The sequence below is a fragment of the Pseudomonas sp. MPDS genome (assembly GCF_013283895.1).
GTDB classification, from domain to species: domain Bacteria; phylum Pseudomonadota; class Gammaproteobacteria; order Pseudomonadales; family Pseudomonadaceae; genus Aquipseudomonas; species Aquipseudomonas rhizophila.
This window is the reverse complement of the sequence record NZ_CP054128.1, coordinates 1,597,110-1,613,541: the sequence shown is the minus strand read 5'-3', so window position 1 is coordinate 1,613,541 and position 16,432 is coordinate 1,597,110. Positions and strand designations below refer to the sequence as shown.

General features: G+C 60.3%; 5 protein-coding genes. 1 reads left to right on the top strand and 4 read right to left on the bottom strand.

Annotation, left to right across the window (positions count from 1 at the left end; translation table 11 throughout):
• Positions 1–8 precede the first annotated feature (8 nt).
• The 4 genes from HQ912_RS06920 to HQ912_RS06905 form a co-directional block, all read right to left on the bottom strand.
• On the bottom strand, positions 9–4,715 hold the full coding sequence (locus HQ912_RS06920) for an Ig-like domain-containing protein (protein ID WP_173406612.1): 4,707 nt from the start codon (positions 4,713–4,715) through the stop codon (positions 9–11).
• A complete protein-coding gene (locus HQ912_RS06915) occupies positions 4,708–8,793 on the bottom strand; it encodes a neuraminidase-like domain-containing protein (RefSeq protein ID WP_107321960.1) in 4,086 nt (1,361 codons plus the stop codon). Before HQ912_RS06915 ends, HQ912_RS06920 begins: the two co-directional genes overlap by 8 nt.
• Entirely contained in the window at positions 8,790–12,401 is a 3,612-nt protein-coding gene (locus tag HQ912_RS06910) for a Tc toxin subunit A (RefSeq protein WP_173406611.1), read from the bottom strand. The genes HQ912_RS06915 and HQ912_RS06910 overlap by 4 nt, the downstream gene beginning before the upstream one ends.
• Before the next feature lie 132 nt (positions 12,402–12,533).
• A complete protein-coding gene (locus HQ912_RS06905) occupies positions 12,534–14,816 on the bottom strand; it encodes a hypothetical protein (protein WP_260990069.1) in 2,283 nt (760 codons plus the stop codon).
• Between the two features lie 978 nt (positions 14,817–15,794).
• Here HQ912_RS06905 and HQ912_RS06900 point away from each other — a divergent pair.
• On the top strand, positions 15,795–16,154 hold the full coding sequence (locus HQ912_RS06900) for a DUF6124 family protein (protein WP_173406609.1): 360 nt from the start codon (positions 15,795–15,797) through the stop codon (positions 16,152–16,154).
• The last annotated feature ends 278 nt before the right edge of the window (positions 16,155–16,432 follow it).

Here is a 16,432-nt window from a genome sequence, read left to right as displayed (position 1 = left end):
AAGCGTTGTCAGACCGTACTTCCATCGTAACGGTTACGGATCGACAAATGAAAATTATCGTCTCCAAATTCGTCTATTGAAGCCTCACCGCGTTCATCGGTGCGAATGCCGGAAGGCCCGCCGTTGACGAGTACCTCAATCCCGGCGGCGACTTTATTCGAATATCGAGAACGGGCACGAATGCTCTTTATACGATCAGGTGGCGGACTCGTCGTTGAGCTGTCCATATTCAGTCTCGTCGTCCAACGTTCAACCTTTACCAGGTTATTGCCCAATGACATGGCCAATACCTCAGTCGTCTCCCCTGACTCCACGGCTTCCATGTGCAAGGAAAAGTCCGCATCCTGGGTCGTATTCAAGAAATTCAACTGCCACGTCACGCCCTCCGGGCCCAGCAACTGGGGAGTGTGCAATGGGGGGGTGATCACCACACCGAGATCTGTGGCGGGCTCCCCGCTCCATACCAGTTTTACATTTTTATTCAGAAACTGGCTGGAGGAGTGTGGTCGCACGGTAAAAGTGTGCCTTGCGCCATGGCAGGGATAGGCACTGCCTCCGAAACTCACTGGAATTTCGTCAAATGTGTTCTCAAACTCCGGCTGACTTATTTGCCCCGGCAATGGCGGAGACTTCGGCATCCCGCTCATCAGCGGCATATCGAATTGCAGTACAAACGGGTCAATCTGGGTCTCCTGGGTGGAGATAGACCAGCTCAACGCAGTACTCCCCGCCTCCATCGCCACCAACTGCCCCAACGGCGGATCGAATATCAAACCCTGTGCTTGTTCGCCCGGCTTATATTCCAGAAGGACTTGCGCATCAGGATCGCCGATCAACCAGCTGTACTCATAATCCAGCGTCAGCGTGCAAACCTCTCCGGGGACCAGATTCAGTTCCACGTCAGGCCACCTTACGGGTTGGCCATTGATGTAGGGGTTGAATTCCTGAAGCCAGGTCATGTCATTGGGCAGCAGCTCAAAGGTCAGACCTGCCACCTCCCATCCCGCATAGCCCCCCGTGACAATGGCGTATAGCACCCCCTTCCGCACGCCAGGCAACCTGAACTGCACCGGGGCTTGCCCGTCGGCATTTGTCCGGGTCGGCGCAATCGTGATGTGGGGGTACTCCCACCGCACCTCGACGTCTTCCAAGGGCTCGCCGGTCATGGCCGACACCACGGTCACGAGCGCTGAAACCAGCTCGCCGATATGACCATTGGCTTGGTCGCTGGTGAGCGACTGGATTTCCCGGGGCTGGTGCAAGAAGTACGACAGCGCCACCGATGCCGCGTACGGCCCTTCCCCCACCGTCGCAGTCAACTGTGCCGCGCCGGGCGTGGTGGGCACATAACGCACGCGCGCCACCCCGTAATAATCGGTCACGGTGGTCACTTCCCCCAGGTCATCACCGCGCCAGGTCACGATCACCCCGGCAATCGGCCTGCCACTGATGGAGGAGATCACGGTGACCTGTTCGACCAGTTCCTGCTCCCACTCCAGTATTTGCTGAACCCCGCTGTCCCAGCGGATCTCCAGCACTTGCTCGCCCTCGCCCAACGACATCGCGTTCGCCGGGGACAGGCTGGCCAGACGCTGGGACGCCAGGCGCAAGGCAAAGCTGCCGTCCTTCAGATCGCCGGCCTTGAGCGTGAAACGCAAGCCCTCGCTGGGAAACTCGCGAGGCATTCCCAAGGGGTCAGGCAAAAAGCTGATGCCCAGTTCGGTGGGCCCGGTTCCGGTCATGCCAAGCGTCAGCTCACGCTCGAACAAAGGGCTGTTCTCGGAGGCCATCAGCTCAAAAACATGTTCGCCCTTGCGGCGCGGAAAGTAGGTTTTTTCACCCCAGGGTCGCGCGGGCGCGCCATCAAACCGGACCGTCAGCCCCGCCCACGGATCACTTGCCAGCGCCATGACCTCAAAGTTGCGCTCCTCTTCGTAGCCGTCGTAACGACTGCTCACCGAGGCCTTCACCGCCTGGGTGCCGGCGGCGGCCGGCGCCAAGGCAAAACCCGACCAACCATCGGCGTCGGTGGGTTGCGCGCTTGAACTGCCCGCTGTCCAGGTCACCGGCACCTGCTCCACGGCACGCCCGGTGAAGTGGGAAACCACCTGGACCCACAGCCACGCAGGATCCTGCCCGACCACTGGGTCGACCGGCGATTCGCGCCAGCCCTGGATCCTGACTTTGTTATGGGCCAGCGTCATCGGCTTGGCCGTGGCGACGAAGTCCAGCGCAGGCACTGCCCACGCCAGGGCAAACTCGCCCGGTTGTTCACTGGCGGTAAAGTCCAGCGTCCAGATCGCGCCGCCGTCGTTGATCGGTTGCGCAAGATTCAACGCAGGGCGCACCGTTGCCCCCAGTTCCTCGGCGGGTGCCCCCGACCACGCCAACGTTGATTCCAACCCCACCAGCGGGCTCAGCGCATTGGGTAAAACGCTAAAGCGATGAAGCGCGCCCAGACACGGATAAAGCGCCTGGGTGTCCAGTGCGGCGGCTATCTGGTCGAGTCTTAGGCTGACTTCTTCCGTCAGATTCTCAGACACCAATCGCCCCGTCAGCTCGCGAACGATTGAAACGCTCTCCAGGCGCAACTCCAGCTCAAACAGGCTGCTGGTGCTCGTATTCGCTTGTGAGGCGAGATTCCACTCCGTACCGGCTGCCACCAGCGCTTTGGGCGTTCCAAGGTCACTGGGCACCAGCCCGATATCCGGCGCCGTCCCGCGCCAATGCAGACTGATGTTCTTACCGATCCACGAGCTGCCGGAATTGGGCAGCACTTTGAGTGTGTGCGTCTGCCCGCGCCGGCAGAGCACACCGAGCGCATTGCGCTCGACCACCTCGCCATCGAGCAGAATACTGACCTCGTTTTTCCAGGAGCTGGTGGCAATCGCCTTCACCTCAAACGGGCGCTCCACCGCCACGGCCTCGCCATGGGCCTTGATACTGGCGATGACCACTTTGTCCCCCGCACTCTGCGGCGTGTACAACACACTGGCCCAACCGCCGATGCCGGTGGTAACGGTGGATAGCGTCTCGCCCCCGGTTTTCCATTCGACCTGGGCATTGATGACCGGATCGCCGTCGCCGCTGGCCACGAAGTGCACCACCTGCACCCGCAACAGCACGCTTTCGTTTTCGTCCACCACGGGAAACTTGTTGGCCTCTCGGACTTCACCCACCCGAACCAGATTGCGCGCCAGCGACATGTTTTTTTTCGGTGAAGGCAGCAACAGTTTCGAGCAGGTCAGTTGCAGGTCGAACCGACCGTCAGACCGATCTTCGCTGGTCAAGGTCCAGGCCAGTTCGGCGCCGGTGACCGGCACCGGAGCTTCAAGGGCCGGGCTGACGGCCACCCCCAGTTGCTCGTGGGAATCACCACTCCAATGCAACGACAGCTGCGTCCCCTGCAAGGGGCTGGCGGCGGGCAGTTTCACGTCGAGGGGATACTCCGAGCCGCGGTTGGGGTAACCGGTTTTTTCCTCCCAACGCGACTCAACCCCCTCGACCACCGTCAGCACATCCTTCCACGGATCCGTGGCCAGCACCCGCACCGTCAGGGTTTGAGTCAGCGTGCCAGAGGCGTAGTACAGGCTCTCGACCGACGCCTGGATCTCGACATCACCGGCCTGCGTCGGTTGAAAATCGAAGTAGGCCCAGCCGTCAGTTCGGCTGACGGCAACGCCGGTGACCTGCCCGGTCGTGGAGGTCCAGTTCACGGTGCGGTCGCTCAAGGGTTGCCCGGTGTAATAGGAAGTGACCTGCACCCCCAAACGCACACTTTGGTCGTATTCAAGCACCGGGTAATACGCCGCCTCGAGCACGCCACGAAAGGCCAGCCGATGATGCCCCAGGGACACCTGCACCGGATAAGCATCGGCGGCGTACTGGTTAACCAGGTCCATCGAAAACAGATAGGGACCGTCTTCACCGATCGCCGGACAGTCCAGGGCCCAGGCCGAATCCAACGGGTGATCCACACCCCAGGCCGGGGTCGCGAGCACCGCGCCCTGGGGGTTGTCATCGCTGGTCAACGCAGCTTGGGTGCCGGCCCATGCATTGTCCGGATCGGGCCTGAATTCAAGCTGATGAGCCAAGTCACCCGAGGCCCCCAGGCACACGTACAAAGGCCCGGTTGCCGGCAGTGTCTGCTCGTCAAGCTTGAACGCTTGCATCAGCACTGGCTCAAGGTACACTTGGAGGTTGATGCGCGTAATGCGGATGGCCCCGATGTCGTCTTCGGGGGCGTTTCGCGGGCTTTGAATATTCAGCGTGAGGGTGTCTTGAGCGTTGAACGGCAGGTCCAAGGGTACGTTGTAGGCAATAGGTCTGTAATCCAGCGGCTGACCGTCCCTCAGCCGTGCCTGATCCTCCTCCACATCCCGGGCTGCTCCTCTCGGCAACAGGATTTCCTGCTCCTGCGGATGTTTATCGCTGCTAATGACCAGCCTGCCCGGTTCGGTATGCCTCGTCTCGCACAGAAAGGTGAGGACGTAGCGCGCTGGAGCGCCTGGATCCTTGGGCGCCGTCAGCGCCTGACTGACCGAAGCCTCATCGCCGATGGTCAGAAAACTAACGAACTCCTCCTCCCCCTCATACCACTCCTTCCCAGTGCCCAGGTCGCCCGGAATCGGTCCCCGTGTCCAGTGCTCGATCCAGTTTTCGAAGTCGCCATTGAGCACCAGATTTTCATTGGCCAGGATAATCGGCTTATTCATGGCGAGCTGCTCCTTCGGCGGTTGAGTAGGGGGGAGTCAGGCTGATCTGATCTTCGACGGCTCGCACGAACGGTGGCTCGCCGGCCCTGGCCATGTAACGGATGCGCACGATGATGTCCGTCAACGACAGCAGCGTGCTCTTCTGCGGCTCATGGACCGCCCTTGGAAAACTCAACAGCCAGCGTGAAACCACCCCGGTGTTTTCGAAGGGGTTGAGCATGCTGTCATCGGGTTTCATCGCCACCATGCCGTGGTCGCCAAGCCCCATCGACAAGGCGATCTGCTGACCGCTGCGCAGGTTGATCTGCACATCGGAAGGCGCCACGTTACCCACGGGATCATGCAAGTACTTCACCGCTGGAAGGGATGCCTTGGTAGCCGTCATGCTGCTGATCTGAAGCAAGGTGGCACGTACATGTTCATAGGGCCCGATCAGCACAGGCAGGTCGACCTCGACCGAGCTGATTTGCCGGCAGTAATGCCCCGGGTGGTCGCGGTCGAACAGCAATTGAGAGAGTTTGAACTCCAGCGTTCCCTTGGTGCGCAACTGATCCAGGGCGCTCGCCCAACTGCTGTTGGGGGCCTGCGGGTCGCTCGCATCATCGAACAACTGGCGCAAGGAAATGGTCTTGACCAGCTCCAACCGCCGTTCAAAGCGTTGCAGGTACTCGCGCTCCATGCGCATCAAATGCCCGCGCAGGTGTTCGCCTGCCGTCAGACCGTGGCGGTTGTCCAGCCAGACCTGGGGCAAGGGGATCTGCGAATCATAGTCACCGGTTTCGGCACTCAGCGAGGCCTGGGCGCTGAGGCACAGACTGACGACGGCATCGTAGGCCTGGTAATGCAACGCCTTGAACTGACCCAGCAGCCAGCCATACAGCTCGGCATTGGACGCGCGCTTTTTGATGAAGTTGTACACCGTCAAGGCCTGGTTGTTGGCCAGCAGGGTTTGATCCAGCGTGGTTTGAGCGGCGCTCACCGCGTGGGTCTGAGCGGTGATTTGCGCATCGAGCGCACGCACCTCCGCCTGCGCCTGATTACGTTGCAGTAGCCATTCTTCACGGCGACGCCGGTAACTTTCGGTGGTGGCCTGTTTGTCCGCGTCCATTTGCAACACCGACGAAGCAACATCCAGACCGAAACAAACCGCGTCGGCTATTTTCTCGAGACGATGCCCACCGGCGGCCAAACCAAAAATATTGGGCATCGAGGCAATCACGGCGCCCGCGGGTTTGATGCTTGCCGAGGTCAATGCCAGGATTTTGGAAAGCTGCAAGCTCTCCATGACCTCGTATTCGACCTTCGACACGTTTTCGTTGTAGAGATGCTCATAAGCGGTTGCCCGTTCCTCTGCCACCGCCCGGCTTTGCTGCAGCGCAGTCCTGCTCGCCTGGAGCTGAGTGATGTTCTGTTCCTGCACCGTCTGGGCGTAGCTGCCCAGTTCCACCAGATGGTTCTGTTGCAGTTCCTGCTGCTCGGCCTGGTCCCGTTGTTCAAGCAGACGCAGCACCTGGGCGCCGTGATCCTGGAGCGCCTGCACGGCGCGCAATGCCACCTCGAACGTCGTGCGCCAGCGGAAAGCCCCCACCACCAACCGACCGCCCATGGGCCTTGGCGCACCGACACCACCGGCCGCCAGGTCGCGCAACAACGCGTTGGGATCGGTGGGTGGGCTGAATAGCGGTGTGTCCAGTGGCTTGCCGTCCAGGGTGAGGTTGTTGCGCAGGTTATGCAGGCGCTGGCCGGGCAAGTCGTACAGCGCGAGCAACTGCTCATTGATCGGAGCCTTGAAAGGCTCGTTGGCCAACAGCCCCAGCAGCGGCGGCGCTTCGGCGGCCGCGGGGAAATCCGCGAGGCTGAACGCCAGGCTTTGCTCGAACTGCTCAAGTGCCGGTCGCGACCTGCTTTTGTTCATCAAGCTGTCTACCGTGTCGGTTTCCCAGCGGTTGACCGTGCGCACCGCCGGTGCCTTGCCCATCAGAAATTCGGCCTGCACGTAACACAGCTTGGCCGCCACCAGGCTGTCACGGGTGAGCTGGCGGTAATACCAGTCGCCCCAGGCCAGCAAGTTCTTGACGTACTCCGAGAACACCAGAATCTGAAAGTGCCGGGGCGCCGAATAGCCGATGGCGTCAGGGTCGGTGGGCGCCTGGGTTTCACAGCCCAGGTTGCCGTTGCTATTCAAAGGGCGGCAGCGCCAATACTTCGGTTTGGGATTCGGGTACTGAGGGTCGTTGGCCGGGTCGGCCGGCGCTTGCGGGTCGAACAGGTAATGCAACCATTTCTGCGCTTCCAGGAAGCGGTCCTCGGTGCGCAAACGTGTGGCCACCAGATGCGGCAGGTGGAAAAACAGCTCCCAGAAAAACAGACCGTTAGCGCCGTCGAAGGCTCCGTTCGGCTCGCTGATCGTTTGGCTTTCCGGGGGCGGCTCCGGCAGAAACTGCGTGTCCCAATCCAGCACCGCCTCGACGGAGATATTCGAGCGCTGCACCAGCTCGGGGCCGAACAGCGAATTCAGGCGGGCGTACTTAAGGGTCAGCTCGGGTTGGTTGAGGGAGAGAAACTGCGCTGCATCGAGGCTGTTCTTGAGCAGTGAGACAGGGGCAAACTTCGTGACGTTGATGATGGTCAGTTCGAATTTATTTCGGCCATATCCACCCGTGGTTGCGGTATGCCCGAACGAAAACGTTGTTGGCTCCGGCCATGAGCCACTCTCACGCTGAAACTCCTGCCATTCGGTACTCCAGCCACCGGCCAAGGGAAAACTTCCCGAAATGGGTGGAGGGTCGTCGGCCGAATTTTGCAACGTCAGGTCAAAGGTGGCCTCTCCGGTCAAACCCGTTGGCCTGCAATAGCCCTGCACAAACAGCTTGTCCATGTCGGTGCTGGCGTCGCGAAACACCACCGCCTGCAGGCTCAGGTACGGTGTCAAACTGCCCGTCCTCTCCACGGAGGTGACCATGGTCGGCTGATTCATCAGCGGATGTTGCACCGTCTCAGCCGTGACAAATCGCTTGAGCGCCGCGTGTTCCAGCCAGCCGCCATCGTCCCAGGACACGGGGCGGAACAGCACGTCACGCACCGCAAACACCTTGAGGGAGTCCTCAGCGCTGGTCAAAAAAACGCCCAGCTTGCCCTTGGGGTTGTAGGGGTCGGCCCACACCGTCGCAATCAACCGGGCGCCTTGGGAAAGGTCGTCGTCATGCACGCTGCTGTGCAGGCTCAGCGGCGCCGACCATCGGCCATTCTGGGCCATGAACGCCACTTTGATGTCCAGCCGGTGCGGCAGGCTTACGTCGTCCTCGTCCACGCTTTCGACCTTGTACTGCCATTCGGCCCACACCAGGCACAGCCGTCCGCTCCAGAACACCGGGCGGATATCCAGTATCGTCACGCCCGTGGGCGTGTCCACCGGCAGCCATTCACTCCAGGCCGCCGGGTTGATGGCCGGGCAAGTGGGAGAGAGCTCGACCTCGGCCTTGCGCCAGAAGTATTGGTAAGGCGGCACCCGCTGGCGACCGACAAAGTAGTAGTCGGCCCGGGCCGGCGAGACGCTGTCCATGTAGCTGCTGAGCACGTCCAGGTTGCAGGTTTGCTCGAACGTTTGCAGGTACTCCTGCAAGGCAACCTGCACCGAATCACTGTTCAAGTGTGCCTGGTTGAGGTTGTTTTCAAGGGTCTTGAACAGGCTGGTCTTGCGCTGCCGCACGAAGGGGTTGATGAAGTTTTCCGGGTACAGCGCGATCATTTGCAGCGCCGACCAATCCGGGTAGTTGTTGTAGAGCTCCCAGGTGGCCAGGTCCCGCTTGTCGAACTCGGTGTCGGCATAGCCGGGTTCCAGTTTGCGGTAGGCGGCGTGGATGAACTGCTGGGCGCAACTGGTCGCTTCGGCGACCCAGGAGCTTTGCACCGGGTAACTGTCCAGGGGATCCAGGCGCAGCAGTTCGAACAGGTCCGCCGGGGTCCGCAGGAAGTTGTACGGAGGATTCTGACCACTTTTTTCAACGTGCCCGAGGCTGTATTCGATCAGGGCGGTCCGGCGTTTTTCGAGCAAGTCACTCAACGTGTTCAGAGTCATGGTACTTGCTCCTCGCGTTCAAAGATGATGGGCGGGAAATTAGCTAACACGCCACCTTCAGGGGCAACGCTGATCTGGAACTTTCCGCCAGTAGGGCTGGAAACAAATGTTCGGGCCACGCCCTCCTGGTTGGTGTAGCTCTGATCCGGTCGATAAACCACCGTGCCTCCCCCGTCGTTCATGTCCTTGCTTAACCAGCGCGTCAGATGGTTTTTCGCAATGTTTCTATGGATGTCCTTGATGGTGGCGTAGAGTTCGACTTCCTGACCGGCAGGTACCGCTTCCAGAGGTACCGGTGACATGGACCGTAGTGGGATGACTATGTGTTCAGCATCGATAGTGACCTCGACGGTCGGGGCATACTCGCGCTCAAACAGATCGAGCCAGAATTGCGGCGTGTCCCACCCCGTCACCTTGCCCGGTTTGTATTCGGCCTTAACCACGCCGTCGGTTTCCGTAGCCTTGGTTTCAACGGTCCCCAGTTCAGCGCTCCAGTAAACGTTGACGCCGCTCAACGGGTTCCCGTCGCTGTCCATAAGGGTGACGGTGAAGGTGATTGTTTCATCAGTCCCAGCCACCACCGTGGACTTGTCCGGATTGCACGTCACAGTAACGAGCTGCTTCAGATCCCCGGTGAAGGTCACCAACGGCCTATCGGATTCGGACAGGCTCAGCAAGGCATGTTCGGCGGCCGCCTTGTAGGCAGGTTTGTTGATCTCTTCTGGCAGCCCGCCCATCAGGAAAATCGTCAAGGCATCCATGCTGGTGCGCGCCGCCAGCACCCTGACCCGCATCAACAGATCGAGCTGGGGCAGGTTTTTCAGGATTTTTTGCGCAGATTGGAAGCGGCTGACGCACTCGCGCACCTCCTGCACACTCCAGTCAAAAAAACCGGCCAGCCGGATGGACGCCGCTTGTTCGGCCAGACGCAGTGCTTGCCCCCCTATCGGAGAAGGCAGCGCATTGACCTCGCGCAGGTAGTCGAGCAGCGTCTGCGCCGGCTGGTCGCTCAGCTCGAACGCACGGTTGAGGGTGGTCAGGTAATAAAGCGTGCGCACCGTGAACGCGTGCTTGTCGTCCTGATCCAGCCAGGCTTTATGGCCGTAATCCAGATAATCGCGCAACACCTCGGCGCTCAGCTCAAGTTTCGCCACCACCGCACTGCGACGGCGCACATCGGCCAGCAGCGCAAGCAATGGGTCAGCCAAGGCGTTGCGTCGCTTCACCGAGCCTTCAAGATGCGAAAGGTCACGTTCGAGCACCAGACGCAGCAACCGGCTCACCGTTGAATTGGCCCACGCCAGCACCTCGAGCGCTTGCTCGGAACCGATACCCGTGTAAACCGCCAGGCATTCCTTGACCACCGAGACCTGGGCGTCCCTGGCCTCCAACACCACCGCGAGCAGCCTCTCGACGATGGCGGGGCGCTCCAGTTCATATTGTTCACCGAGGCCGATGGTCACGGCGTAATCAAGCTCTCTTCGCGCAAAGTCCAGGTATTGAGCCTCGGTTCCCGTGCGCGACATCACCAGTCCATCGGACTCGACCAATGTCGTTTGCATCCCCAGCAGCTCCAGCCAACTGGCGCCCGCCATCGCCGGCACACCGCCCATCAGGATCGCCGAGTGGGTGAGCATTGCGCCGGGCAACAGATTGAGCAACTGCTCAAAAAGCCGACCCTCAGCGTCCCGGGAAGCGTCCAGCGCAGAAGGCGGCGAGACCTGCTGCACCATCCAAAGCACCGGCAGGTCGTGATCGGCACACCAGTCCACACACAATTGCATGGCCTGGATGAGGTTCAGCACATCCGGGCTATCGCTTGTGGTGGAGTTGATCCGGGGCACACCCGCCAAACCGTCGAGCCAAAGCTCCCCACCCAACACCGTCAGCAACAACACGCCTTCGACCGGGGTAATGCCCAACAGCCGGGGCAGCTTCACCATGCGGTAGAAACTGGACACGATCGCCAGGTTACGCGGCAGACTGTCGCCGTCGATGCCATGGGCATTGGCAATCGCCAGGGCCAGGTAGTTGTAGGTCTGCAGGTCGATGCCCAACGCGCTGCACAATTGGCTGACGGTCAGGTCGGGCACCTCAGGTGCCGGCACGATCGGAAACGTTCCGCCGTCGAGCTTCAAGGGGTCACGGTAATCGCCCTGGCCATTGAAGAGCTGATCGAATTGGGACAGTGCTTCACCGCGACCGTAAATCGACAACTCGTCGATAAACACGGCAAAGTCGTTCACCGGGCATTCACAGCGCTCGCGCAAGGACTGAAACAGCCCGAGGGCATGCACGACCTGTTCGGTGATCCACCAATTATCGGCCGGCGCACCACCGCGCACTTCAGCCTTGATGGCCGCCACCAGCAGCGCATCCACCTGTTCGCTGGGCAGTGCCAGCCATTGATCCAGGCGCAACTTGCGATTCATCCGGTCGAAACGCGCAAGCCCCACGGCGTCGCCTGGGCTCACGGAGAGTTCATGACTAAACGAATCGCCCTCTTCGCTACCGGTAATATGGACAGCGGGGTGGGTATTGGCATTGAGATAAACCGAACCGGAGCGCCCGCTTTCCGGTTCTTCAGGCACCGTTTGCGACGGGTAGGTCACATTGGCCGAACGCGCAGGCGCAAAGCCCCGTACTGACAACAACGCCTCAAGCCCCAGGGTGTCGAGCTTGGTTCGCTCACCGAAGAAAGGCACCTGATCAAGGTCGTCCCACGCCCCCTCCCCAGCCCCGAAGTTCTCCAAATAAAAAGCTGTGCGGTTCGCGCTGGCAACGGGCGGTTCAGTGAGCAACCGCCGCTGATAAGGCCCCAGCCGCGACGCATGGGCCAGGGCCGGGCCCACATCGCTGTACCAGGCCTGGGTCTGGAAAAAATACGGAAAGGACGGGCTCACGCTTTGGGCAAAACTGCCCACCGACAGGCCATGGTGGCGGGCAACGGTGTCCACCGTGACCCAATGTTGGAAGTACGGCAGCCCGTTGGGATAACGCGCCTCGATCATGGCCTGTTCCAGTTCCTCCGGAAGCAAACCGATAAACTTTTCCAGCACCGGGACGATGATGTCCACCGACGACACCGATTGATGCACTGCGTTGAAATCGATGCTCAGCGGCTTCAGGTCTTTGCGCCGGTCATGCAAGGGCAACTTGCTTGCGTCGCTTGAAACCGCTTCGATGCGTTGCTCGATCCACCGCATCAACTCAATCAAATACGCCACGGGTGATGCGAAAGACTCCAGGGCCTGGGGTGGGCACAAGCTGTCGAACTGAGGATTGAACAAGAGCTCGAAACTGGGGCCTTGAACCATCGACAGCAAACCACTGCTTGCCCGCCGCTGCTCTTTTGCCGAACCGTACAGGGTGTGCTCGATGAACTGACGCCGCAGGTAAATGGCCATGCTGTTGAGGCGCCGTAACAGCTGACGAGCGTCATCGGCGCTCACGCCAAAGTCCCTCACCAATCCCTGCACGCCCTTTTCCACCAACGTAAAGATCGAACCGCCCTCTTCGAGGTACGTGTGCAGCGTTGCGTAGTGGGTGAGTTGTTGGTCACTGAACACCTGATTTAGCAGCTGTAAAGCGGGGCGGGAGTCAGCCATGGACGAGTCCTCGAATTCGATAACGGCCCGAAGCGGCCCGACGAAGCCGTCAGGCCGAGCGTTTGCTTAACGTGATTTGGCGCTTGAGAGCCCAAGCCGTCTACTGTCAGAACCGACAGGTTCCATGACCGTCTATCGGGAGTTGGGCGCCTGGGTCGGGCTGCTGGGCGGCTGGACTTCAAAGCGCCCGCTCTCAACCCAATCGGAGGCCGTCGCGCCGTCCGCCGTGTCGGTGATGGTTTGCCTGAACCGGCACCAGTGGCCGCCAGCGGCCAACGATTGCGACGCCCCTCCCTGCCAACCACCCGCTTCGACGTTGAGATCCGAAGCCCAGACTTGATCCGGATTGAACCAGCTCACCACTCGCCCAACACCCGGTCTTCCCTCGCCTTCGAAGCGAACCGGGTTGTCGACCCAACCTCCAGTCACGGGCACGTCGATGGAAGGTTGATAGGTGCCCAGCACCACCGACCGCGCCGGCGAATCGGCGGAATCAAAACCCTCGCTCGACGCCACGGCCATCAGGCCGTAGAGGCCGCCGGGTAGATCGAACTCCACCGTCACCGACCAGGTGCGATCCTCCAGCACCGGGCTACTGCCCAGCACCGCATGCGTGGCGTCACCCAGTTTTACCGTCACGGTATCGCCCGGCACACCGAAACCCGACACCACCACACGCCGGCCGATGGGCTCGTCGGTGGCCGGGGTTTCAATGAACGGGGCAGCAGGCACGACGTTGAAGGTCAGCGGCGCAGTGTCCCTGGAGGGCCGACCTTCGAAGCGTTGCCGGGCCACAATCGTGGTTTCGCCTACCGGCAGGGTCACGTCAGCGCTCCAGCCGTCGGCGCCCACAAAAACATCTTCGATCAACGGCTCACTTGCGCCCTGGAGCCAGATATCAACCCGCCCGCCCTGCATGCCTGTGCCAGACAACGTCATGCTGCGCGGCAGGTTGCCGCCCGGCTGCGGCACGTCAAACTCCGGTGGCAACACCACCACCTCGAACCTCAGGGTTTCACTGCGCTCGGACGGCTCCCCACGCAGGGTCTGTTGCGCGTCGATGGTGTAGGGACGAAACTCCAGCACGGGCAACTCGACGGACCATTCGCCGTCGGCGGTCAGCACTTTGGGTTCGCCCAGCTCCGTTTGAAATTGCGCGTCACGCACTTGCATCAACGCTTCGGCCATGCCGTCACGCCCACGGACGGTCAGCACGCGACCGACCTCGGCGCTGGGGCTGGGGTAGGTGATCACCGGTTTGCGCATGGGTGTGGCAACCGTGAAGGTCCTTTGCGCTGGCGGTGAGGGTTGCTGGGCGGCGGTCTGGATCAGGGTCGCGGTGTGGGTGACCTCGGGGGCAAACGGCTCGGTGCGCCGGAAACTCCAGGTGCCATTGTTGTTCTCGACGGGGTGTTCGGTGGCGCTGTCACTGAATGTGAGTGTCAGCACCGCCTCCGGCCAGCAAGTGCCACTGAGGTTGGGCGAGAGACCATTTTCCACGGGCACGTTCATGACCGGTGCCAGCGGTGGGATGGTGACCTCGATTTCCTGCCAGGTTGGCGATTCCTGACCATCCTTGAATTGTCTGATTTTAACCTGGCGCTTGAACGTCGGCCCCCACTCCGCTGAGGCGGGGCTCGACCACACACCGCCGGACACCGTTCTTTCGGGGGCCGCTGGTGAGTCGTCGGGATTCAGAATCTTTACCGTCGCACCGTTGAAACCTTTACCCGAGAACACGGGCCGGTAGACCGGTGTGTAGGTGATATCGGTCGGGTCTGGAAGTCTCAGGTTGACCGGGAACGTGTACGGCTGCGAGTCAATCCAGCCATTGTCACCGTCGGGAAACCGCTGGACAGCCTTCACGCTGTAAGAACCAAATGGCCAATTTGTTGCGGTTGTGTTCCAGCTGCCTCCATTCACCGGTACAGGGCCCGGCGCAGGGGCATCGGGCCCGCTGACGACCGTGATCTGGACGGTTGAACCGGTGTAGCCGCTGCCTTCGAACTTCACCGAGGTGTCCGTCGGCGTGGTGACGGTGACGTCGGTCAACTTGGGGGGGCGCACTTTAAACGCCTGGGCAGTACTCAGTCCCGACGGGATGGTCTGATAGGTTTGCTCCGCCACCAACGAAATCGTCCCTGGCCGCATTTGCACGTCGACATTCCAGGAACCGTTCGCCTCTACCCTGCCTGGAGGACCGACCGGATCACCGATGACATCGAGCCGTACTTCGACGCTGGCGCCCGGCCTCCCGTGTGTTCCGTATACAGTGAAACCCATCTCTTGAATGGCGGTGGACGCGGTGATGACCGGTGGCCCCATCACTTCGAAAGATAAGTAATTGGTGTAACTGAGAACCGGGCTGCTCTGCACTTTGTATTCGGCCCGCACAGTATAAGTTTTACTGGACAATGGCACCGATGGCCTGACTTCCCATGTTGTCCCTGGCCCTACGGCAGTCATCGAAGCCAATTCAGTTGTGCCGTCGAGTACTCTGATGCCCATGCCGGGATCAATCGGAGTTTCACCCGGAAAGCAAACCCCTCCGAAAACAACCTGAGCGGGATTCAAAAAACCGGCCGATTGGGGCTTGGTTAGGGTGGTTGGACGCCTGACAACGGTCTTTGGCCGCGTTATTCCATGTGCAGTTTGGGCGGCGACGTACCTTAAGTCCGACTCGTTTCGCATGGCGGCGTGCACCGTCCAGCTACCGTCACTATTGACATCGTAACCCGCGCCCAGGCTCTCGGCCGTGCTGGCATCCAGAATCATTACGCCAATGCCGGGTCTGGCGCCGACACCTGAAACAAGAAATGTTGATTCTGGGATATAACCCGACGGAGACAAGATTTGAAACGCAGGATCATGAGTCTCCATGTCCTGTGTGTTTTCGCCAGACTCGTCGTTTTCAGTATCGTCGTCAGTGTCCATGACGCACTCCGTAGTTTCTGGTTAACAGGCTGGCGATATGACTAGTTCGGTCATGGGCTCATTGAATATCCATCTCGCGAATCTAAACACCTGTTAGTTCTGACAGTGCCGACGAGTGGCGGGGGCCCCGGTGCAGGAAAATTCGGGTGACTACAGCGCCTTGCGCAACGGACTACAGATCCGCCAGAATCCGCCGGCTTGTGCGCCTTGGCCTTGCCCCGTAATTTGATTCGTGTCGCTGATAACCAGCGATCGGGTTTAGTCGCCCGGAGGTAATACGAAACGCACAAGCGTCATCCAGTCGGGTATCCCTATCCCCGTACTTAATGGTGGCTGTGCGCAGGGCGCCCTCGGGCGCGCCGGTTTTTTTCGTTTTCCTCCCGGTCGACTAACCTGCGTTCAGCCGCCACCCTTCGTTTAGTCGCGAGTCGGTGGCAGCCCATTCAGAGGATTACGAGCATGTTCAAGGCAACACCTAACCCACCGAAAACCGATCCTGCCCACAAAACCCTCGACACCAAAAAGCTCGACAAAGCCGCGCAAAAAGCCCTGGACCACTACCTCAAGCCCAACGCGGACAAACCGGACAAACCCGAACGACAACTCGACTACTTCATCGTCGCCCCCGACGCCGACCCCGAAGGCATGCTCGCCCACACCTACGAAACCTTCTGCTCGGTAAGCACGCTGATTCTGGATTTATCGGAAGACCTGGAAGGCGCCCCACGCAACCTGGCCCTGGCGATTCACCAGATGGGCGAGATGGGCGTGTTGTTGCTGGAGAAGTTGCTGGATAACGAGACGAAGGTTCAGCGCTAAGGCAGCTCTGAAGCTGCCGAAGGCTCGGGCCGCGTTCGGACGATCTTTCGTTCAGGACTCAATCGTCTGGAAAAAGATCGCAGCCTCGTTGCACTCGGCAGCTCCAAGTGTCCCAATTGGGGAACGTGCTGATTAAACAATCTTGGGTTTCCGCATAAAAATCCGCAAAAGCACCGGAAATCATCTATCGTACGACATCACTAAACCAAGCAAATACGGGCGCTATCAGCCGTTTTATTTTCCGCAGAAATTTCCGCAGAAATCACCAAACAAATAGC